General features: G+C 70.0%; 16 protein-coding genes, 2 pseudogenes and 1 riboswitch. Of the genes and pseudogenes, 8 read left to right on the plus strand and 10 right to left on the minus strand.

Annotated elements, in window-relative coordinates; all coding sequences use genetic code 11:
* Complete coding sequence (locus O2L52_RS11180) at positions 1–945, minus strand: C40 family peptidase (protein ID WP_270115475.1); 945 nt, start codon at positions 943–945, stop codon at positions 1–3.
* Between the two features lie 8 nt (positions 946–953).
* A riboswitch (cyclic di-AMP (ydaO/yuaA leader) is annotated at positions 954–1122 on the minus strand.
* Positions 1123–1326: 204 nt separating this feature from the next.
* On the opposite strand from O2L52_RS11180, the gene O2L52_RS11185 reads away from it, so the two are divergent.
* From O2L52_RS11185 to O2L52_RS11195, 3 genes and pseudogenes are all read left to right on the plus strand, one after another.
* Positions 1327–1686 (plus strand): metal-sensitive transcriptional regulator, encoded by a 360-nt coding sequence (locus O2L52_RS11185; RefSeq protein ID WP_270115476.1) that lies wholly within the window; start codon positions 1327–1329, stop codon positions 1684–1686.
* A gap of 81 nt (positions 1687–1767) precedes the next feature.
* Positions 1768–1983, plus strand: a pseudogene (locus O2L52_RS11190) (heavy-metal-associated domain-containing protein); the annotation flags it as partial.
* 123 nt (positions 1984–2106) lie between these two features.
* A complete protein-coding gene (locus O2L52_RS11195; protein WP_270115479.1) occupies positions 2107–2307 on the plus strand; it encodes a hypothetical protein in 201 nt (66 codons plus the stop codon).
* 100 nt (positions 2308–2407) lie between these two features.
* Here O2L52_RS11195 and O2L52_RS11200 read toward each other — a convergent pair whose 3' ends face one another.
* From O2L52_RS11200 to O2L52_RS11210, 3 genes are all read right to left on the minus strand, one after another.
* Positions 2408–2755: a lactococcin 972 family bacteriocin gene (locus tag O2L52_RS11200; RefSeq protein ID WP_270115480.1), complete on the minus strand. Its 348-nt coding sequence runs from the start codon at positions 2753–2755 to the stop codon at positions 2408–2410.
* 305 nt (positions 2756–3060) lie between these two features.
* Entirely contained in the window at positions 3061–4632 is a 1572-nt protein-coding gene (locus O2L52_RS11205) for an MFS transporter (RefSeq protein ID WP_270115481.1), read from the minus strand.
* Between the two features lie 92 nt (positions 4633–4724).
* The gene (locus O2L52_RS11210) at positions 4725–5486 is read right to left on the minus strand and encodes an SDR family oxidoreductase (RefSeq protein ID WP_270115482.1); all 762 of its coding nucleotides are present in this window, start codon (positions 5484–5486) and stop codon (positions 4725–4727) included.
* 130 nt (positions 5487–5616) lie between these two features.
* On the opposite strand from O2L52_RS11210, the gene O2L52_RS11215 reads away from it, so the two are divergent.
* Positions 5617–9066 carry an AfsR/SARP family transcriptional regulator gene (locus O2L52_RS11215; RefSeq protein ID WP_270115483.1) on the plus strand — a complete coding sequence of 1150 codons (3450 nt, stop codon included), beginning with the start codon at positions 5617–5619 and terminating at the stop codon, positions 9064–9066.
* A 221-nt stretch (positions 9067–9287) separates the two neighbouring features.
* Entirely contained in the window at positions 9288–9521 is a 234-nt protein-coding gene (locus O2L52_RS11220; RefSeq protein ID WP_270115485.1) for a hypothetical protein, read from the plus strand.
* 134 nt (positions 9522–9655) lie between these two features.
* On the opposite strand, the gene O2L52_RS11225 is transcribed toward O2L52_RS11220, so the two are convergent.
* Genes O2L52_RS11225 through O2L52_RS11235 form a run of 3 tightly spaced genes read right to left on the minus strand, consistent with a single transcriptional unit; the run spans position 9656 to position 13398 of the window.
* Positions 9656–10573: a sugar ABC transporter permease gene (locus O2L52_RS11225; RefSeq protein WP_270115487.1), complete on the minus strand. Its 918-nt coding sequence runs from the start codon at positions 10571–10573 to the stop codon at positions 9656–9658.
* Positions 10570–12117, minus strand: coding sequence for an ABC transporter permease subunit (locus O2L52_RS11230; RefSeq protein WP_270115489.1), 1548 nt, complete (start codon positions 12115–12117; stop codon positions 10570–10572). The genes O2L52_RS11225 and O2L52_RS11230 overlap by 4 nt, the downstream gene beginning before the upstream one ends.
* Before the next feature lie 39 nt (positions 12118–12156).
* Positions 12157–13398 carry a sugar ABC transporter substrate-binding protein gene (locus O2L52_RS11235; protein ID WP_270115490.1) on the minus strand — a complete coding sequence of 414 codons (1242 nt, stop codon included), beginning with the start codon at positions 13396–13398 and terminating at the stop codon, positions 12157–12159.
* A 153-nt stretch (positions 13399–13551) separates the two neighbouring features.
* On the opposite strand from O2L52_RS11235, the gene O2L52_RS11240 reads away from it, so the two are divergent.
* Positions 13552–14550: a LacI family DNA-binding transcriptional regulator gene (locus O2L52_RS11240; protein ID WP_270115491.1), complete on the plus strand. Its 999-nt coding sequence runs from the start codon at positions 13552–13554 to the stop codon at positions 14548–14550.
* Positions 14551–14564: 14 nt separating this feature from the next.
* Complete coding sequence (locus tag O2L52_RS11245; protein ID WP_270115492.1) at positions 14565–16364, plus strand: glycoside hydrolase family 13 protein; 1800 nt, start codon at positions 14565–14567, stop codon at positions 16362–16364.
* Here O2L52_RS11245 and O2L52_RS11250 read toward each other — a convergent pair.
* A pseudogene (locus O2L52_RS11250) lies at positions 16337–16813 on the minus strand (Uma2 family endonuclease); the annotation flags it as partial. The gene O2L52_RS11245 and the pseudogene O2L52_RS11250 sit on opposite strands and share 28 nt — an antisense overlap.
* 127 nt (positions 16814–16940) lie before the next feature.
* Positions 16941–17963: a class II fructose-bisphosphate aldolase gene (gene fbaA, locus O2L52_RS11255; RefSeq protein ID WP_270115493.1), complete on the minus strand. Its 1023-nt coding sequence runs from the start codon at positions 17961–17963 to the stop codon at positions 16941–16943.
* A 187-nt stretch (positions 17964–18150) separates the two neighbouring features.
* Here fbaA and O2L52_RS11260 point away from each other — a divergent pair, with 187 nt between their 5' ends.
* A complete protein-coding gene (locus tag O2L52_RS11260; RefSeq protein ID WP_270115494.1) occupies positions 18151–18354 on the plus strand; it encodes a hypothetical protein in 204 nt (67 codons plus the stop codon).
* Positions 18355–18520: 166 nt separating this feature from the next.
* On the opposite strand, the gene O2L52_RS11265 is transcribed toward O2L52_RS11260, so the two are convergent.
* A complete protein-coding gene (locus O2L52_RS11265; RefSeq protein WP_270115495.1) occupies positions 18521–20605 on the minus strand; it encodes a S9 family peptidase in 2085 nt (694 codons plus the stop codon).
* Between the last annotated feature and the right edge of the window lie 65 nt (positions 20606–20670).

Genomic DNA, 20670 nt, shown 5'->3' on the forward strand with positions numbered 1-20670 from the left:
TCAGGGACGGCCGTAGCCGTCGATGCCCATGATGTCGATGTCCGCGATCTTCACCACGGTGGTCGAGTTCGGGGCGTGGATGATCTGGTCGTTGCCGATGTAGATGGCGACGTGGCTCAGTCCGTTGTAGAAGACCAGGTCGCCTTCCTGCAGCTCGTCGCGGGAGATCCGCGCGGTCTCGTTCCACTGCATCTCGGTGTTGTGCGAGAGCGAGGTGCCCACCGAGCCCCACGCGCCCTGGGTCAGGCCCGAGCAGTCCCACTCGTCGGGGCCGTCGGCGCCGTACACGTACTGGTCGCCGAGCTGGTCGTACGCGAACTGCACGACGCCGGACGAGCCGGAGTAGTCGCCCCAGTCGCGCGATTCCTCGGGGTTCTCCTCGGCGTACGCGTCGTCGTACTCGTCCTCGAGGGAGTCGATCTCGTCCTCGATCGCTTTCTGCTGGTCCTCGATCTCGCCGAGGATGTCGTCGGCGCTCGCCTTGAGGGTCTCGAGCTCGGTCTTGCGGGTCTCGAGCTCCTCGACCTGCGCCAGGTTGGCCGCGAGCTCGGCGTTCTCGGCGGCCGTGAGGCTCTCGAGGTACATGAGGCGGTCGGCGAAGTCCCCGGGGTCGCCGTCGAGCACGGAGTTGACCATCGCGAAGTCGCCGCCGGCGTAGGCCGAGGCGGCGTAGTCGGCCAGGGCCTCGTTCGCCGCGACGGAGGCGGCCTCGAGCTCCGGCAGCTGCGCCTCGATCTCCTCGATGAGCTTGTTGGCGTCCTCGAGTTCTTCGCGCTTGGCGTTGTAGTCCTCGATGACCTTCTCGAGCTCGCTGTGCCGCTCGTCGATCTCGGCCTGGATCTCCTCGCTCGACTGCGCGTTCGCAGAGGACGAGGTGAACAGGGCGGCGGTCAGCGGGACCAGGGCTGCGGCGGCTAGGGCGGCAGTGATTCGCCGGGTACGCACCAGGGAGGCGCTCCTTCCTTTGGCCGCCTACCGGGTTAGCTGTCGGGTTCGGGCGGAAGGAAGGGTCGCCCTACGCGTCCGTTCGACGCGATTCACCCCGTCGGCGCTGCGTGGAATGCCGACTGCTGGTTCCCCGGTTCGGAAAGCTGGGGGCTTCCGACTCGGCGGTGCCGCGCGGCGGGTGCGGGGTGCCCCCGAGTTTCCGACGCGACGGGTTCACGTTAGAGGCCCTTGTGGCCCTTGACAAGGGCGGGGGGAGAATATTTCACACAATGGCACGGAATACTACGGGCCGCTGCACCGGGCTAACGAGCAGTTGCCGAGATACCCCTGAGGGGTATACACTGGCGACTGGAGGACCGAGCACACGAAAGGTGTGACATGAGCGAGCAGACCGACCGCACCGGAGTCGCCGGCGACACGCCCCCGGCACCGGAAGCGCACGGCCACGACGGACACTACTGGTACCACGGGGACAAGGCCGCGCTCACCCGCCGCCTCAAGCGCATCGAAGGCCAGATCCGGGGCATCGAGCGGATGGTCGAGGGCGATGAGTACTGCATCGACATCCTGACCCAGATCTCGGCGTCCACCAAGGGGCTCCAAGCCGTCGCGCTCAACCTTCTCGAAGGCCACCTGGCCCACTGCGTCGCGGAGGCGCAGACCTCGGGTGACCCGACCGCCGCCCAGGCCAAGGTCAAAGAGGCCTCGGACGCGGTGGCCCGACTGCTCAGAACCTGAACACCCGCGCCGAGCCGCCTGCCGGCTCGCGCGCATCTCCCACCGAGCCGCCGGCAGGCTCGCAAGCACGCCTTAGGAGTAGCCATGGAAACCGTGTACGAAGTCAAAGGCATGACCTGCGGCCACTGCGTCGGCAGCGTCACCCAGGAACTCTCGGCGCTTCCCGGCGTCAAGGGCGTCGACGTCGTCCTGGAGACCGGCAAGGTCACCGTCAAGAGCGAGGCCGCCCTCACCGAGGACGCGGTCCGCGAGGCGGTCGACGAGGCCGGCTACGAGCTCGTCGGCGTCGCGAACTAACGGCGAACCGGCACCGCGAGGCTCCTCATAGAACCGATCGCCATGGCCCTGAGCACCCGTTCACCGGGTGTTCAGGGCCTCGTCCTTGCCGCTCGGGCGGCCCGCTGCGATAAGGTCGAGGGCATGGCAGTCTCCGACGACGAACGCCCCGTCTCCGACGATCTCCGCGCTGTGGAGCTCGACGAGGACTTCTCGGTGCTCCCGGACCAGACCTCCGACGACACCGACCGCGGCTGGGGCGAGGCCCCCGTGCGCCGCTCCCGCAAGGCCGAATTCTCGGCCCGCGACCTCGACCTCCTGGCCGAGCGCCCTCCGCACTGGTAGGCCGCGTCAGGGCGCCCGCCGCGTCCAGGACCCCTCGGGCTCGCCGCGTTCACGGCCGTGATCGCGCTGCCTACCGCCGCGCCGCCGTGAGCGGCCTCGCTCAGAAGTTCGGGTTGTACTTGGTGTAGCAGGTGTGCGCCGTACCGGCTTCGGTTTCGGCGTAGGACCATTGGCCCGCTTCGGCGACGCCGCGGATGGAGCCGCCGCCCATGATCGCGGTCGAGCTGTGGCGGTTGGTCGGGTGGTAGTAGTTCGAGATGCATTTGGTCGACCACCAGTTCGACCCCGAAGCGGTGCCCTGGCACCAGGTGCCGCCGTCGACGTCCTTGCAGACCACGCTCTCTTGAACGAACCCGGGCGCCGCGGCCTGGGCGGTCGTGGCGGTCCCGGTGACCAGCATGGTCGCGGCCGCGAGGACCACGAGGACGTTGCGTGTCGTGCGCTGCATTGCGCATGCTCCTTTGCTCTCGTTCGCCCCTGTGGCGCAAGCCGATCGAAGCTAACACTTGTGGTGATGCGACATTCACGTTCTGTGAAAACCCGGCTCGTCCGAATTCCGACACTTCCGCCGAACGCCGAGAGGGGGCGCCGCCAAGCGGGGGGCCCCCACGGCCGGTTACCCCCGTGCTCAGTTGGGTGGCACCGATACACCTGTACTGCCAACCCCCCCCCCCGCCGAACCCCGCAACACCCGCCTACGGCCGAGAGGGGCCGACGCATTGCGTCGGCCCCTCTCGGCAGTTTCCCCCTGTGCTACTTGGCTTCGACCAGATCCACCGCCGCTGTCTCAGGTGCTTCGGCCGGGGCGGCGTCGGTCGGGGCCACGTGCCTCAGGGTCTTGAGTGTGAGGACGATGGCGACGACCGCGAGGGCCGCGGCGACGATGCCGACGGTGTTGAGGCCGCTGGTGAAGGCGCTCTTGGCGGTCTCGACGAGCGGTCCGGCGGTGTCGGCGGGCAGTGCGGCGGCGACCTTGAGGGCCCCCGGGAGGGTCTCGGCGGCCTGCTCGGCCTGGTCGGCGGTGAGGCCGTCGACCGCGCCTTCGGCCTTGAGGCCGTAGACGACCGAGCCGATGCTGCCGAGGACGGCCACGCCCAGGGCGGTGCCGAGGTCGCTCGCCGTGGAGTTCACGGCCGAGGCCGCGCCGGCCTTCTCTGGCGGGGCCGAGCCGATGACCAGGCCGGGCGCCAGTGCCATGGCCGGGGCGATGCCCGGGTAGAGCACGTAGAACCCGGCGATGAGCAGCGGCAGGCCGCCCGTGCTGTCCACCAGGGCGATCAGCACGTAACCCACGGCGGAGAGGACGAGTCCGCCGCTGATGACGTACGCCGGGCGCACTTTGCGGGCGATGATCGGCGTGAGCGTCGAGACGACCACCAGGGCGACGGCGGCGGGCAGGATCCACAGGCCCGCTTCGAGCGGCGACTGGTCGGCGACCAGCTGCAGGTACTGCGTGAACAGCAGGTACACCCCGCCGAGGGCGACCGCGGAGAGCAGGAACATGCCGAGCGCGCCGGAGAAGGTGCGGTCGCTGAACAGCCGCACGTCGAGCAGCGGCTCCTCCAGGCGCAGCTGGCGCCGGGCGAACGCGATGCCGAAGCCGATGCCCGCGAGCAGGGTGACGACCGAGGTCGCGTCGATGCCGGTCTCGGCGAGGTGCTTGACCCCGTAGATGAACGGCAGCAGCGTGGCGAGGGAGAAGACGACGCTGAGCAGGTCGACGCGTCCGGCGTTCGGGTCGCGGTACTCGGGGACCAGGAACGGCACGGTCACCAGGACCAGGGCCATGACCGGGACGCCGATGAGCAGTGCCGCGCCCCACCACAGGGTCTCCAGGAGCAGGCCGCCGATGAGCGGGCCGAGGGCGACGCCGGCGGAGATCGCCGAGGCCCACAGTCCGATCGCGACGCCCTTCTGGCGTGCGTCGGCGAACATGTTGGTGATCAAGGAGAGCGTGGCGGGCATGATGGCCGCCGCGCCGAGGCCCATCAGCGCCCGGCCCGCGATGAGCAGTTCCGGGCCCGGCGCATAGGCCGAGAGTGCGGAGGCCGCGCCGAAGAGGGCGGCGCCGGCGAGGAGGAGCCTGCGGCGTCCCAGGCGGTCGCCGAGGGTGCCGAAGGTGACCAGGAAGCCGGCCATGATGAACCCGTAGATGTCGTTGATCCACAGGACCTGCGCGCCGCTGGGGCGCAGGTCGGCGGCGATGTACGGGGTGGCGAGGAACAGTACGGTCATCGCCAGGAACAAGAGGGTGGTGGGCAGCAGGAGCACTGACAGGCCCAGCCATTCGCGTGTCCCCGCGCGCGGGGCGGTCGCAGTCGTCATGAGATTGCCTTTCGATACGTGGTGGTCGGTGCGGTCGGGGCCCTCGCGGGGAGTTATGACGATCACGGCGAGGGCCCCGGGCTCGGGGGCGGCTAGTGGGGGACGGCGATGCCCTGCGCGAAGCCGCCGTCGACGGGCAGTTCGGCCGCGGTGGTGTAGGTGGCGTCGAAGGCGAGGAAGAGGGCCGCTTTGGCGACCTCCTCGACTGTGCCGTGGCGTTTGAACGGCGTGGTCGCGTTGCCCTCCCGCTCGAACGCGGCGCGTTCGGCGGCGGTGAGTCCGGCGACGCCCATGGTCGGCGTCTTGATGTAGCCGGGGGCGACCGAGTTGACGCGGATGCGGCGGGGCAGGAACTCGGCGGCGAGGACCTTCGCGATCGCCTGCAGCGCTTCCTTGGAGCCGGAGTAGTTGCTCAGGCCCGGGTAGATCAGGTCGTTCGCGACGGTGGTGAGGACGAACGCGCCCTCGTCGCGGACCAGCGGGGCGAGCGCCTTGACGGTGAACAGCGCCCCTTTGGTGTTGATGTCGAAGTGGCGGTCGAAGGACGCTTCGGTGATCTGGTCGAGCGTCTCGATCTCGGCGATGCCGTGGTTGAGGAACACCGCGTCGAGCGTCCCGAGCCGCTCGGCGGCGAGCTCGCCGAGCGCGGCGATGTCGGCCAGGCTGGCCGCGTCGGAGCGGACCGCGTGGACGGCCCGTCCGGCGAGGCGGGTGCGGGCCGCCTCGAGCTTCTGCTCGTTGCGTCCGGTGGCGATCACCTCAGCGCCGCCGTCCAATAGCGCTTCCACGATCGCCAGGCCCATGCCGTGGGTCCCGCCGGTGACGACTGCCTTCCTACCTGCCAGGTCGCTCATGGTGTTCCTCCTCTGTGGATTGGGAGTTTCGTTCTCCCGCTTGCCTGAGGACAACCATGGGCCCGCCCGCTTGCGGTCCGCTGGAGCTCGACTGGAGGCCCGCTTGCGGCCGCCCGGATACGCTTGCCGCATGCGATTCGGAGTGCTCGGCCCGCTGCTCGTGGAGGCCGCGGGCGGCGACCCCGTCACCGTCCCCGAAGCCAAGGTCAGGACCCTCCTCGCGGCCCTCCTCACCGACCCCGGACGCACGGTCTCCGTGGACCGCCTCGTCGACCTCCTGTGGGCCGGCGAGCCCCCGGCCGACCCGAGCGGCGCGATCCAGACCCGCGTATCGCGCCTGCGCAAGGCCCTCGCCGCGGCAGGAGGCACCGGCCTCGTCGTCTTCCGGGCCGGCGGGTACGCCCTGGAGGCCGGGCCCGACGCGATCGACGCGTCCCGCTTCACCGCGCTCACCGCCGAGGCCCGCCGCACCGCCGACGCCCGCGCCCGCCGCGCGCACCTCACCGCCGCCCTCGACCTGTGGCGCGGCCGGCCGTTCGCCGAGTTCGCCGACGACCTGTACTTCCAGCCCGCCGCCGTCCGCCTCGCCGAGCAGCGCCTCACCGCCCTCGAAGACCTCGCGCAGACGCGCCTCGACCTCGGCGAGCACGCCGCGCTGGCCGCCGAGCTCGGCGAGCTGGTGGCGGAGCATCCGCGGCGCGAACGGCTCCGAGCCGTCCACATGCGAGCGTTGTACCTCGCCGGCCGCCAGAGCGAAGCGCTCGATTCCTACCATGCGCTGCGCCGCCATCTCGGGGAGGAACTCGGGCTCGACCCGGCCCCGGAGCTGGTCGAGCTGTACGGCGAGATCCTGCGGCAGACACCCGCGACCCGCTTCACCGGCAGCCCGGACACCGTGGACGAAGCGCATCGCGGCAACGTGCCGCGCGCCCTCGTCGACCTCATCGGGCGCGACGAATGCCTTGCCGACGTGCGGGAAGCGATGCGCGCCAACCGGCTCACGACCCTCACCGGCACCGGCGGTGTGGGCAAGACCAGCCTGGCGCTCGCCGCGGCGGGGGAGCCGAGCGCCGAGCACCCCGACGGCACGTGGCTGGTCGAGCTCGCCGGGCAGGCCGAGACCGCGACGCCCGCGCAGATCGCCGACGCGGTCGCGGGGGTGCTGCGCCTGCGCGACGAGCAGGCCGCACCGGTCGGTGACGAACTCGCGCGGCTCGCGGAAGCGATGCGTCCCAAGCGGATCCGTCTCGTCATCGACAACTGCGAGCACGTCGCCGCCGCTGCCGCCGCGGTGGTGGACGCGCTGCTGCGCGGGGTCCCGGGCCTCACGGTGCTCGCCACCAGCCAAGAGCCCCTCGGGATCCCGGGGGAGCGGCTCATCGCCGTCCCACCGCTCGACGACGCGGGCGCTGCCGCCCTGTTCAAGGCCCGCGCCGAGAACGCCGCCCCCGGCCTGACGCTCACCGCGGAGGACGCCGCGGTCATCGCCGAGATCTGCCGCCACCTCGACGGCATCCCGCTCGCGCTCGAACTGGCGGCCAACCGCATCCGCGTGCTCGGCCTGCGGGAACTGGCGCAGCGCCTCGACGACCGCTTCGGCCTGCTCACCGGCGGCCGACGCGAGGCACCCGCCCGGCAGCAGACGCTGCGCGCGATGCTCGACTGGTCGTGGGACCTGCTCACCGCCTCGGAGCGGATCGTGCTGCGCCGCTTGGCCGTCCACGCCGAGGGCTGCACGCTCCCCGCCGCGGAGGCCACGTGCGCCGCACCGGGGGTGGAGCCGCGCGCGGTCCTGGACCTGCTCGCCAGGCTCGTCGACCGGTCGCTGGTCACCGTCGTGTACGGCGACCAGGGGCCGCGCTACCGGCTGCTCGAGTCGGTGAGCGTCTACTGCGCCGAGCGCCGCCGTGAACTCGGCGACGACGTCGCCGCGAAGGCCGCCCATGCCGCGTATTACGTCGCGCTGGCGGAAGCGGCGGATGCCGCGCTGCGCGGGCCGGACCAGCTGCGGTGGCGGTGCGTCCTGGACGCCGAGGACGCGAACCTGCGCGCCGCGCTCGACTTCGCGGCGAGCGGTGTTGGCGCTCAAGACGATGCCAGGGGTGGCGCTGCTGCGAACGGCGCCAGTGCAGCACGCGTCGCGGCAGGTCAATCGGCAGTGAGCGGGCCCGTGCCGGACCGCGTCGCCGGTGGCGCAAGTGCCCTCGGCGGCAGAGCGATTGCGAGCGGGGGCGATTCGATCGTCGTCGACACCGGTGGGGGCGGGATGGACGCCAGCCCCGCCGGTGTTGCGGCCGGGCGGTCTGCGGACCGGTCGGCCCCGAACCGGATCGTCGCCGAGGAGGCCGCCGCGTCGGGCCGCGTGCTCGAACTGCGGCTCGTCAACGCGCTCAGTTGGCACTGGTTTCTGCGCGGGCGGCTCACCGAGCCCAAGCGCCGGATCGCGCAAGCGCTTGCGCGGGTCGCCGAGTCCGAGCCGACGATGCTCTGCGCGGAGGCGGCCGTCACCGGGACCGCACTCAAGCTCCTCTCCGGGGATACGGAGGTCCTCACCGAGTCCGTTCGGGCCGAACTCGACACGCATCTTGAGGCGATCGAGGACCCGTCGCGGCGGATTCGCAGCCGCTGGTTCCTGGCCCTCACCTTCACCACCTACGGTGATCCGGCGACGGCCGAGCATTTCGCCGCCACCGTCGATGCGGCCCTTGACGACACCGACGACTGGGGTCGTGCCGCCGCGGACTTCACCGGGGCGTACCTGCGGTTCAACCGCGGCGACCTCATGACCGCCCGGGCCCGTGCGGCACGTGCCCTGGACCGGTTCCGCGACGTAGGCGACCGCTGGGGTCAGGCCCAGGCGGAAGCGCTCCTGGGCCGCCTCGCGGAGGCCCGCGGCGACTACGCCGAGGCCGCCGCGCACCACCGGCGGGGGCTCGACGCGGCGGAGGCGTTCGACTTGCAGGCCATGGCGACCGGCGCGTTGAGCGAGCTCGGTCGGATCGCGCTCCTCGAGGGCGATTTCGAGCGCGCCGACGACCACCACGGCCGTGCGCGGCGCCGCGCGATCGAGCACGCCGACCTGCCCGCGCAGGAGTTCGCCGAGGTCGGGCTGGCGTTGAGCGCCCGCCGCCGCGGCGATCTCGACCGGGCCGAGACGTTCCTGCGCCGCTGGTACGACTGGAATTCGGGTCTCGACACCGAACTGGGCCTCACCTTCATCGCCGCCGAACTCGGGTTCACCGCCGAGCTGCGCGGTGACGCGGACGCGGCCCTGAAGCGCCACACCGAAAGCCTCGAGTCCGGGCAGCGCACGGGCAATCCGCGCGCGGTCGCGCTCGCGCTCGAAGGCCTCGCGGGTGCGCACGCCCTCGCGGGCCGCCACGAGCACGCCGCGCGCCTCCTCGGCCAGGCCACCGCGGCCCGCGCGGCCCTCGGCGCGCCCCTGCCCGCGGCCGAACGCGGCGACGTCGACCGCATCGAGCAGCGCCTGCGGGCCGCCCTGGGCGACGACGCGTTCACTCGACACGCCACAGTGGAGTCACCGGACCTCTTCGCGCCGGACCTTGCCGAGCCCCGCTGACGGCGTAGAGGGCCTGGTCGCAGCGGGAAGCCCGGGCCGCTCACCTAAAACCCTATAGGATATATCCTATAGGGTTTCGCTAGTAGCGGGAGCGGTCCGGCTTGTAAGGGCCTTCGACCGGCACGAGTCACCGTGCGGCTCGGCGTCGGTCCGGGGACGCCGAGACCCTGCGCGGCGAACACGGCGCCGGTATCGCTGGTTGCGGCGGCGTACGGTGAAGGATGGTCTGGTTCTCCTGGGTGCTGGTCGTCGGCGGTTCCCTGCTCGTCTTCGCTCTGCTCCTGGCGCTGTGGCTCTCCCGCCACAACACCGCTGCCGTGACGCGCTCGCACACCGGGCGGTGCGATGAGCGCGCCGAAGGCGCCTTCGATTCCTGCCCGTCGCCGGCCGTCGAGCACCTCGGCGGCCGCGACAGGTGCGCCCGGCACGCGGAGCTGTACCGCTACTACGGATGAGCGCCCCGCCTCGACGGCCGAACGGGTGCAGCGCAAAGGCCCGGACCGCGGAGAGGGAGGCTCTCCTTGGTCCGGGCCCTTGAGCACCTGCCAGTGGACAGGTGCTCGTGTCGAGCAGTGGTCTCTCGTAACCCCTAGCCCTTCACGGCTCCGCCCGTGAGGCCGGAGACGATGTAGCGCTGCAGGCTCATGAACACCGCGACGGTGAGCACCGAGGTCAGCAGCGTGCCCGCCGCGAAGATCCCGAAGTAGCTCGCCGGGGAGTTCTCCGCCGTCAGCGTCTTCAAACCGACCGCGAGCGTCATCTCGGGCCGGTCGGTGAGGAACAGGCTCGCCAGCACGAAGTCGTTCATGGTGCCGACGAACGCGAGGATCCCCGAGATCGCGATGATCGGGGCCGCGAGCGGCAGGATCATGCCGAAGAAGATCTGCGCGTGCGTCGCGCCGTCGATCGTGGCGGCCTCGTCGAGCTCCTTCGGGATGGTGTCGAAGAAACCCTTCATGAGCCACGTCGAGACGCCGAGCGCCCCGCCCATGTAGACGAGCATCAGGCCGAGCCGGGTGTTGAGCCCGACGACCGGGTAGAACTCGCCGAGGTTGCCGAAGATCAGATACAGCGCCACCACCGCGAGGAACGCGGGGAACATCTGGATCAGCAGGAGGAACAGGAGCATCGGGCGGCGGCCCTTGAACCTGAAGCGGCTGAACGCGTACGCCGCGAGCGAGGAGATGAAGATCGAGATGAACGCGGCCGGGATGGCGATCATCAGCGAGTTCATGAACCAGGACGCGAACGGCACGTTGTCGTCGGTGAACAGCTTCTGGAAGTTGTTCAGGCTGAACGAGGTCGGCAGCAGGTTGGTGGAGGACATGGTGCCGTTGGGGTTGAACGCCGCCGAGACCACGTAGATGATCGGGACGAGCCCGAAGACCAGGACCGCGATCGCGACCACGTGCCGCCAGCCGGTGTCCATGGCCCACTTCACGAAGAGCGGCTTCCGCCGGCGCGCCGCGGGCCGCTGCGCGGCGGCGGTGTCGGGTGTCCGCGTCATGAGTACACGTCCTCCTGGTTGCGGGTGAAGCGGAACATGAACGCCGAGATGGTGGCGACGATGAGGAAGATGAACACGCTGATGGCGCTGGCGAAGCCGTAGTCGGCGCTGGAGGAGCCGAAAGCCTGGCGGAACGCGTAGGTGATGAGGATGTCGGTGCCGCCGACCGCGTCGCCGGCCATGAAGGGGTTGCCGCCGCTGAGGAGTTCGATCGCGTTGAAGTTGTTGAAGTTGAACGCGAACGAGGAGATGAGCAGCGGGGTGAGGGCGATGAGCAGGAGCGGCAGGGTGATCTTGCGGAACGCGGTCATGCCGGTCGCGCCGTCGATCTTGGCCGCTTCGAGGGAGTCCGCCGGGAGGGCCTGGAGGGCGCCGAGGCAGATGAGGAACATGTAGGGCCAGCCGAGCCAGGTGTTGGCGATGAGGACCATGGCGCGGGCGGACCAGGTGCCGCCGTACCAGTTCACGTCGAGATTGAACAGGTCGTTGATGAGGCCGAAGTCGCGGTTGAACATCTGCGCCCAGACCAGGAGCATCGCGAAGGACGGCATGGCGTACGGCAGGATCATGAAGGTCCGGTAGAGCTTGGTGCCGCGCATGGACTCCTTGTTGAGGGCCATGGCGGTGCCGAGGCCGATCGCGAAGGTGAAGAGGACCGATCCGGCCGCGAACATGACGTTCCAGGTGAAGACGCCGAGGAAGGGCCCGCGGATGTCGGGGTCGGTGATCACGTCGAGGTAGTTCTCGGCGCCGATGTTGACGCGCCAGCCGACGAGGGCGGCCTTGCCGTCCTCGTCGAGGAAACTGCCGCGGTCGTCGTCGGCGGTCCAGACGGTGCCGGTCGCGGAGTCGGTGATGCAGTCGCAGGTCTCGCTGTATGAGCGGGTGGACTGGCCTTCGAACGCGGAGAGGCCCTGGAGTTTGATGCCGGTCTCGGGGCCGGTGGGGACGGCGAGGGCGGTGAGTTCGGCCTGGCGCTCGTTGAGCTCGGCGAGGTCCCAGACGGTGTAGCCGGGGGCGGCGGTGACGCGGCCGGTGTCGTCGAGGGTGGCGCCGTCGAGTTCGGTGAGGCCCGCTTCGGTGCCGGCCCAGGTGGAGCCGTCCGCCTGGTCGGTGAGGAGGAGGGTGAGTTCACCGGCGGGGTCTTCGCCGATGGCGACGAGGTAGGTGGTGCCGCCGGGGGTCTGCTGGACGCCGGCGGCGATGATCGCCTCGGTGGCCTGCTCCTTGTCGACCCGGTGCCCGTCGCCGTAGTTGGTGAACGAGGTGCCGATGGTCATGACCACGGGCAGGATCTGGAATGCCAGCAGCAGCATGGTGCCGGGGATGAGGTATTTGAGCTGGATCGCCCGGCGCTGGAGGTAGACGTAGAAGATGACGACGACTACGGCCGCCTCCAGGGCCAGGCCCCACCAGGCCTCGGCGGCAATGAGCGGCGACGCCGCCCAGACGGCCAGCGCCGCGACCACCGCGAGCACTGCGATCTTGATGATCAGACCCGCGGCGGTGGCAGAACCGGCCGTCCGGGAACGTTGGTCGAGCACGTATGCGTTCCTTCGCTCGTCGAGGCTTACCGGGCGGTGCTAGGAGGCGGCGACGGCGTCGCGGATCGCCTGGGCGGCGGTCGTGGCGGCCTCTTCGCCGGTGGCGGCCTGGTCGATGGCGTCGGCCTGGGCGCGGCCGAAGGGCTCCCAGACGGCGTTCATCGCGGGGATGTTCGGCATGGGGACGCCGTTCTCGCCGGCGAGGGCGAAGCCCTGGACGTCGGCGTTGTCGGCGGCGTAGGTCTCGGCCGCGGCGGTGAGCGCGGGGAGGCGGCCGCCGGCTTCGGCGAGCTTGAGCTGGAGGTCCTCGGTGAGGACGTAGTTGGTGACGAACTCCTGGGCGAAGACGGCGTTCGCGGCGGTCGCGGAGACGTAGAAGCCCTGGACGCCGAGGAACGGCGAGCAGGGGCCCTGGCCTTCGAAGCCGGGGATGGCGGTGACCTCGTAGTTGAGGCCGGCGGTCTGGACGTCGGTGAGCGCCCAGGGTCCGGAGATCATGATCGCGGTCTTGCCCTCGACGAAGAACGGGATGGTGTTGGTGGCGTCGATGGTGGTCTTGAGGACGCCGTCCTTGCCGAGCTCGGCGAACTTCTCGAACGCGGCGATGCCGCCTTCGGAGTCGACGCCAACGTCGTGGGGGTCGAGGGTGCCGGTGCCGTCGTCCTTGAAGAGGTAGCCGCCGAAGGAGGAGAACAGGGGGTAGGCGTTGTAGGCGTTGCCGTCGACGCCGGTCTCGACGGTGAGGACCTCCTGGGTGCCCGCGGCCTTGCCGGCCTCGATGAGCTCCTCGAAGGTGACGGGGGCGTCCGGGACCAGGTCGGTGTTGCGGATGAGGCCGATGTTCTCCATCGCGTAGGCGACACCGTAGACGTTGCCGTCGACGGTGAAGGCCTTGACGGCGGTCTCGTTGAGGGAGGCCTTCTGGTCGTCGCTGAGGGTGACGGGGGCGATGACGCCGTCGGCGGCGAGCTGACCGGACCAGTCGTGGGCGCCCACGAGGATGTCGGGGCCCTGGCCCTGCTCGGCGGCGGCGAGGAAGTCCTCGCGGAGGGTCTCGACGTGCTCTTCGACGGTGACCTTGACGCCGACCTTGGCCTCGAAGTCCGCGACGAACTCCTTGAGCACGGGGGTGCGGGTCTCGTCGGCCCAGATGACCAGTTCGCCGGAGAACGCGGGGGCGGTCGCGTCCTCGCTGCCGGAGTCGCTGTCGTCGCCGCAGGCGGCGGCCGCGCCGAGGGCGGCGGCCGATACTGCGGTGATTCCCAGGGTCCTTCTACGCATGGCTGTTCTCTCCTCATTGAGGGGCCCCGGGGCGGGGGCCGGTGACCGGGGGCTCTCGCCCCGAACTCCCTCGAAGGTTAGCAAGATGTTTCAGAAACAGGAAACCCTTGCAACCAAACTGTTGCCAAATTTCAGATAGGCTACGCTGTCATCATGCGGCTTCGACTCTCTGACATCGCCCGGCAGGCCGGGGTCAGTGAGGCCACGGTGTCCCGGGTCCTCAACGACAAACCCGGCGTCGGTCAGCAGACCCGACAGTCCGTCCTCACTGCCCTCGACGTGCTCGGATACGAACGGCCCCAGGCACTGCGCAAGCACGCCATCGGCCTCATCGGCCTCGTCGTGCCCGAACTGGAGAACCCGATCTTCCCGCTCTACGCGCAGACGATCTCCAACGTGCTGGCCGGCTCCGGCTACACCCCCGTCCTCTGCACCCAGACCCCCGGCGGCGTCTCCGAGGACGAATTCGTCGAAATGCTCCGCGAACGCGCCGTCGCCGGCATCATCTTCGTCTCCGGCCTCCACGCCGACACCACCGCCAGCACCGAGCGCTACCAGGAACTCAAGGACAAGCGCCTCCCCGTCGCCTTCGTCACCGGCCACCCCGAAGGCGTCGAAGCCGCCTCCTTCTCCTGCGACGACGCCGTCGCCGCCCGCATCGCCGTCGACCACCTCGCCGGCCTCGGCCACAAGAAGATCGGCCTCGTCTCCGGCCCCGACCGGTACTGGCCCGTACGCCGCAAGATCTCCGGCTACCGCGCCGCCATGCAAGGCGTCGGACCCGAACTCATCGAACTCACCCTCTTCGGCGAGCAGGGCGGCCACGCCGCCGCCTCACGCCTCATCGACCGCGGCGCCACCAGCGTCGTCTGCGGCTCCGACATGATGGCCCTCGGCGCCATCCGCGCCGCCGAAGAACGCGGCCTCAACGTCCCCCAAGACTTCTCCGTCGTCGGCTACGACGACTCCCCCCTCATCGCCCACACCAACCCCCCACTCACGACCGTGCGGCAACCGGTGCGCGACATCGCCACCGCCGCCGCCCGGGCACTGCTCGACGAGATCGCCGGGCAACCCACCCCGAACTCGGAATACCTCTTCCGACCCGAACTCGTCGTACGCGGTTCCACCGGTGCGGCACCCCGAGACTGAAAGGTTTTGCACCCATGAGTGAAGCACCGGTGAGTGCAGCCCCCCAGTGGTGGCGCGACGCGGTCATCTACCAGGTGTACCCCCGCTCGTTCGCCGACGCGGACGGCGACGGCATGGGCGACCTCGAGGGCATCCGCTCCCGCATCCCCTACCTCGCCCGCCTCGGCGTCGACGCCATCTGGCTCTCCCCGTTCTTCGCCTCCCCGCAGAACGACGCCGGCTACGACGTCTCGGACTACCGCGCCATCGAACCCCGCTTCGGCGACCTCGACGACTTCGACCGGATGCTCGAGACCGCCCACGCCCACGGCATCCGCCTCATCGCCGACCTCGTCCCCAACCACACCTCCTCCGAACACGAGTGGTTCAAGGCCGCGCTGGCCGCGGGCCCGGGTTCGCCCGAGCGGGCCCGGTACTGGTTCCGCGACGTGGACGCGGCGGCCCCGGACACGCCGCCGAACAACTGGCAGTCGATCTTCGGCGGCCCGGCGTGGACGAAGACCGAGGACGGGAAGCAGTGGTACCTGCACCTGTTCGACGCGACCCAGCCGGACCTGAACTGGGAGAACCCGGAGGTCCACGAGGAGTTCCAGTCGGTGCTGCGGTTCTGGCTGGACCGGGGCGTGGACGGGTTCCGCATCGACGTCGCGCACGGCATGGTGAAGGCCGAGGGGCTGCCCGACACGGGCGGCGACGGGACGATCGAGATGATCGGCACCACCTTGGCTCCGTTCTTCGACCAGGACGGCGTGCACGACATCTACCGCACGTGGCGGCCGATCATCGAGGAGTACGAGGGCGACCGGATCTTCGTCGCCGAGGCGTGGACGGACTCGGCCGAGCGCCGCGCCCTGTACCTGCGCCCCGACGAGCTCCACCAGGCGTTCAACTTCGACCTGGTCCTCGCCCCGTTCAAGGCGGCGGAGTTCCGCAAGGCGATCGATGCGGAGATCGCGAACAACGCGGGCGTGGGCGCGCCGTGCACGTGGGTGCTGTCGAACCACGACGTGCAGCGGCACGTGACCCGCTACGGCGGCGGCGAGATCGGCCTGGCCCGCGCGAAGGCCGCGACGCAGCTGCTGCTGTCGCTGCCGGGCGTCGTGTACGTCTACCAGGGCGAGGAGCTGGGCCTGAACGAGGTCCTGGACCTGCCGGCGGAGGTCCGCGAGGACCCCACGTTCTTCCGCACGAACGGGGAGCAGATCGGCCGCGACGGCTGCCGCGTCCCGCTCCCGTGGACGCGCGAGGGCGACTCGCTCGGTTTCGGCGCGGGCGGGTCCTGGCTTCCCCAGCCCGCGGACTGGGCCGAGCGCTCGGTCGAGGCCGAGGACGGCGTCGAGGGCTCGACCCTGGAGTTCTACCGGGCCGCGATCAACCTCCGCAAGGGCCTGCGCGGAAGCGTCACGGGCCTGACCTGGCTGGGCGACCCCGGGGACGACGCGTTCGCGTTCGACAACGGCGCGCTCGTGTGCGTCGTGAACTTCAGCGACGAGCCGGTGCCCGTCGCGGGCTACGGCACCGAGGTCCTGCTCGCCAGCACCCCGCTGGAGAACGGCACCCTCCCGGCCGGTCCGCCCGACGGGTTCCCACACTCGCACGCGGGCCACGCCGGGGCCCCGCGGCTTCCGCCGCGGGGCCCATGCTTCACACGCTTGCAGGTCTACCAGTTGCCTTCGAGCTTGGCGTTGACTTTGATCGGCTCATCCAGTGCCACTCGACCGTACTGCTCGCTCACCAGCTGGTATTCGCCCGCGTCGAGCCGGTACAGGTGCAGTACCGGCAGGCCTTCCGCCGCCTCCGAGATGCGGAGGTAGTGCGGTATGCCGCCCATCGCGTAGATCCTAGGTTTGAGCAGGCGGTCCCGCTCCTCGGATTCAGGTGACTCGACTTCGACCGCCAGACGGACGTGCGCGGGGTGGAACCAGCGGGTGTCGCGGCCGTATTCGGGGCGGTCTTCGACGATGAGGAGGTCCGGCTCGGGTCGGTTCTTGCGGTTGATGCGGATGGTCATCTCTTGCTCGATCCGCAGGTCGCTGGGGACGGCACGGTCGAGGACCATTCTCAACCTGAACATGACTTCGTGGTGCCAGGAGCGCTGGGGGCTCATCATGACTTCGAGGGCTCCGTAGATGAGTTCGACGTGATCTGGAAGGTCGTACATGTCCAGATCGTCGGATTCCCAACCGGAGTCGCGCGGCGGCGGTGGGAGCAGGATGTCGAGCATCAGGCCTCCTTCGCTGTGCACGGGGACAGGTACGAGCATACCCAGGTAACGAGCATCGGCGGAAGCCGAAACCGTCTACCCCGAAGGAGTGACAGGCCTCGCATGGACGCAGCAGGGCCCGGCCGCATCGCGGCCGGGCCCTGCTCGTTCGCCTTGCGGTGGTTGCTTACTTGATCTTGTTGCCGGCGGAGCGGAGCTGCTGGCAGGCTTCGACGATGCGGGCGGCCATGCCGGCCTCGGCGAGCTTGCCGTAGGCGCGCGGGTCGTAGGCCTTCTTGTTGCCGACCTCGCCCTCGACCTTGAGCACGCCGTCGTAGTTGCGGAAGATGTGGTCGACGACGGGGCGCGTGAACGCGTACTGGGCGTCGGTGTCGATGTTCATCTTGATGACGCCGTGGTCCACCGCGTCGCTGATCTCCTGCGCGGTCGAGCCGGAGCCGCCGTGGAAGACCAGGTCGAAGGGCTTGTCCTTGCCGACCTTGGCGCCGACCGCGTCCTGGATCTCCTTGAGGATCTCGGGGCGCAGGTGCACGTTGCCGGGCTTGTACACGCCGTGCACGTTGCCGAAGGTCAGGGCCGTCATGTAGCGGCCCTTCTCGCCGGCGCCGAGCGCTTCGACGGTGGCGAGGCCGTCTTCGACGGTGGTGTAGAGCTTCTCGTTGATCTCGGCCTCGACGCCGTCCTCTTCGCCGCCGACGACGCCGATCTCGATCTCGAGGATGATGTGGGCCTTGGCGGTGCGGGCGAGGAGCTCCTGGGCGATCTCCAGGTTCTCCTGCATCGGCACGGCCGAGCCGTCCCACATGTGGGACTGGAAGAGCGGGAGCTCGCCGCGGGCCACGCGCTCTTCGCTGATGGCGAGGAGGGGCCGCACGAACGAGTCGAGGTTGTTCTTCGGGCAGTGGTCGGTGTGGAGCGCGACCTTGACCGGGTAGTTCTTGGCGATCTCGTGGGCGGCGGCCGCGAGGGCGACCGAGCCGGTCACCTTGTCCTTGATGGTCGGGCCGGAGAGGTACTCCGCGCCGCCGGTGGAGACCTGGACGATGCCGTCCGACTCGGCCTCGGCGAACGCGGCCAGTGCGGCGTTGAGCGTCTGGGTCGAGGTCACGTTGATGGCCGGGTAGGCGAAGGAGCCGGCCTTCGCCCGGTCGAGCATCTCGTTGTATTCCTCGGGTGTTGCGATAGGCATGCTGCCAGCTCCTTAGACAAGTCGTTGATTGCTCCCCGACCGGGGGCGGGACCCAGACGCCGCTGTCTGAATGGCCTCGAACTATTGCGTCGAGATGAAGTATTGCCCACAGCCGTGTGAAGGCATAACTCAGGCTACCTGGTGGTTCGCTGGCCGGGCGGGCTCGGGCGCGTCTACGGTGGGTTATATGAACTATCACCAGGAATGGGCGGACGAGAGCGGCGAGTTGTCCGAGTTCGACCTGGCGTCGTCGGCGGATCCGCCGGCCGAGGACGACCCGGAGGAGGCCGTGCAGGTGCCGGAGGGGCTGGTCCCGGACGAGGTCGACCCGGCGGACGCGGCCGAGCAGCGCCGCGAGGTCCCCGACGAAGAGGACGAGCGCCCGGAGTAGCCGGGGTGGACGTGCCGGAGGCCCCGGGCCCGGGGGGGGGGGGGGGCGGGGGCGCGGGGGGGGGGCGGGGGGGGCGCCCCGGGTGGCGGGGGCCCGGTGTCGCGGGGGGGCCCGTGCCGGAGGCCCGGCCCGCGGTGAGCCGGGGCCGGGCCTCCGTTTCGCCGTGTTACGCGATGCCGAACGTGTCGAGGAGCCACGCCAGGTTGAACGACTCCTCTTCCCACGCGCCGTACCGGCCGGAGCGGCCGCCGTGGCCGGCCTCCATCTCGGTCTTGAGCAGCACGTCCGAGTCCGGGCTCTCGTGGCGCAGCTTCGCGACCCACTTCGCGGGCTCGTGGAAGCCCACCCGGATGTCGTTCAGGCTGGTCACCGCCAGGATCGACGGGTAGCGCACGCCGGTGACGTTCTCGTACGGGGAGTACGACTTCATGTACTCGTAGACCTCGGCCGACTCGAGCGGGTTGCCCCACTCCTCCCACTCGCCGGCGGTGAGCGGCATCGTCGGGTCGAGGATGGTGCTGAGCGCGTCCACGAACGGCACCTCGGCGAGGATGCCCGCGAACCGCTCTGGGGCCAGGTTCGCGACGGCGCCCATGAGGAGGCCGCCGGCCGAGCCGCCGCGCGCGATGATCTTGTCGGGGGCGGCCCACCCGGACTCGGCGAGCCGGTCGGCGCTCGCCGTGAAGTCGGTGAACGTGTTCTTCTTGTGCAGGAGCTTGCCCTGCTCGTACCACTGCCGGCCCATCTCGCCGCCGCCGCGCACATGCGCGATCGCGAAGACCACGCCGCGGTCGAGGAGGCTCAGGCGCGGGATCGAGAAGTACGGGTCGATCGACGCCTCGTAGGAGCCGTACCCGTAGAGCAGGCACGGGGCCGTCCCGTCGGGTTCGACGCCGGCCTTCGCGACGATCGAGATCGGCACCTTCGTGCCGTCCGCGGCGACCGCCCACTCGCGGTACTGCCGGTAGTGCGAGGGGTCGAAGTCGCCGAGGACCGGGGTGCGCTTGCGCAGCAGCAGGTCCGCGTTGTCGATGTCGTAGTCGTACACCGACGCCGGGGTGATCAGCGAACCGTAGGAGAGGCGCAGGTGGCGCGACTCGTAGTCGGGGTTGGCCCCGATGCCCACGGTGTAGATCGGCTCGTCGAACGCGATCTCGTTGAGCGCGCCCTCGCGGTCGAGGATCGCGACCTGGGAGAGCCCGGCGCGGCGCAGCGACACGACGACGTGCTCGGCGAACGCGTCGGCCGACTCGAGCCTGACCTCCGGGTGGTGCGGGATGACCTCGTGGAACTGGGTCGTGTCCTCGACCGGGGTCCACCCGAGCGTGAAGTTCTCGGCGTCCCTGTTGTGCAGTACCCAGAACCGGTCGCCCTGGTGGTCGATCTCGACCTCGACGCCCTGCTCGCGGCCGTTGTTGAACAGCGTGAACTCGCCGGTCGGGTCCGTGGCGTCGAGGTACCGGTACTCGGTGGTCGTGGTCGAACCGGAGCCGATGATCAGGTACCGCTCGGAGCGGGTGAGGGCGATCCCGACGCGGAACCGCTCGTCGTCCTCCTGGTAGATCAGCGCGTCCTCGTCCTGCTTGCCGAGGAGGTGCCGCCAGATCTGGAACGGGCGCCAGGCGTCGTCGATCTTCGTGTAGAAGAACGCCGCGCCGTCCGCCGACCAGGCGCCGCCGTAGAGGACGCCCTCGATCGCGTAGGGGAAGTCCTCGCCGGTGCGCAGGTCCTTGAACTTGAGCGTGAACGTCTCGTTCCCGGTGTAGTTGACGCCGTAGGCGAGGAGGTTCCCGTCCGGGGAGATGTCGTAGACGCCCAGGAGGAAGAAGTCGTGCCCGGCCGCCAGCTCGTTGTCGTCGATGACGACGGTCTCGCCCTGGACGGGGACGCCGGGCTCCACCGTCGGCGGCGTGTCGCCGGTGGCGGCGACGCGGCAGCGGATCGGGTAGTCCTTGCCCTCCTCCGTGCGGCTGTAGTACCACCAGGCGTCCTTGCGGTAGGGAACCGAGAGGTCGGTCTCCTGGGTTCGGTCCTTGATCTCGGCGTAGATCGTCTTGCGCAGTTCGGCCAGATGACCGGTGCGCGATTCGGTGTACTCGTTCTCCGCGTTGAGGTAGGCGAGGACCTCGGGGGCCTTCTCCTCGTTGCGGTCGTTGAGCCAGGCGTACGGGTCGTTCACGGTGTCGCCGTGGTGTGTGCGCGGGTGGTCGCGGCGGGGAGCCGCTGGTTTCGCTGCTTGCGTTTCCGACATGCCTCAACTGTAAGGGCCGCGGGCGGGACGCGCCGGTCACAGCACGGCCGCCTGACTCCGCACAT

The sequence above is a fragment of the Glycomyces algeriensis genome (assembly GCF_027622855.1).
Taxonomy (GTDB): domain Bacteria; phylum Actinomycetota; class Actinomycetes; order Mycobacteriales; family Micromonosporaceae; genus Glycomyces; species Glycomyces algeriensis.

Bases quoted from the DNA above. Each gene is read 5' to 3' on its own strand.
- O2L52_RS11185 (WP_270115476.1), top strand. From the start codon at position 1,327: ATGAGCGAGCAGACCGACCGCACCGGAGTCGCCGGCGACACGCCCCCG.
- O2L52_RS11195 (WP_270115479.1), top strand. From the start codon at position 2,107: ATGGCAGTCTCCGACGACGAACGCCCCGTCTCCGACGATCTCCGCGCT.
- O2L52_RS11200 (WP_270115480.1), bottom strand. From the start codon at position 2,755: ATGCAGCGCACGACACGCAACGTCCTCGTGGTCCTCGCGGCCGCGACC.
- O2L52_RS11205 (WP_270115481.1), bottom strand. From the start codon at position 4,632: ATGACGACTGCGACCGCCCCGCGCGCGGGGACACGCGAATGGCTGGGC.
- O2L52_RS11210 (WP_270115482.1), bottom strand. From the start codon at position 5,486: ATGAGCGACCTGGCAGGTAGGAAGGCAGTCGTCACCGGCGGGACCCAC.
- O2L52_RS11215 (WP_270115483.1), top strand. From the start codon at position 5,617: ATGCGATTCGGAGTGCTCGGCCCGCTGCTCGTGGAGGCCGCGGGCGGC.
- O2L52_RS11220 (WP_270115485.1), top strand. From the start codon at position 9,288: ATGGTCTGGTTCTCCTGGGTGCTGGTCGTCGGCGGTTCCCTGCTCGTC.
- O2L52_RS11225 (WP_270115487.1), bottom strand. From the start codon at position 10,573: ATGACGCGGACACCCGACACCGCCGCCGCGCAGCGGCCCGCGGCGCGC.
- O2L52_RS11235 (WP_270115490.1), bottom strand. From the start codon at position 13,398: ATGCGTAGAAGGACCCTGGGAATCACCGCAGTATCGGCCGCCGCCCTC.
- O2L52_RS11240 (WP_270115491.1), top strand. From the start codon at position 13,552: ATGCGGCTTCGACTCTCTGACATCGCCCGGCAGGCCGGGGTCAGTGAG.
- O2L52_RS11245 (WP_270115492.1), top strand. From the start codon at position 14,565: ATGAGTGAAGCACCGGTGAGTGCAGCCCCCCAGTGGTGGCGCGACGCG.
- fbaA (WP_270115493.1), bottom strand. From the start codon at position 17,963: ATGCCTATCGCAACACCCGAGGAATACAACGAGATGCTCGACCGGGCG.
- O2L52_RS11260 (WP_270115494.1), top strand. From the start codon at position 18,151: ATGAACTATCACCAGGAATGGGCGGACGAGAGCGGCGAGTTGTCCGAG.
- O2L52_RS11265 (WP_270115495.1), bottom strand. From the start codon at position 20,605: ATGTCGGAAACGCAAGCAGCGAAACCAGCGGCTCCCCGCCGCGACCAC.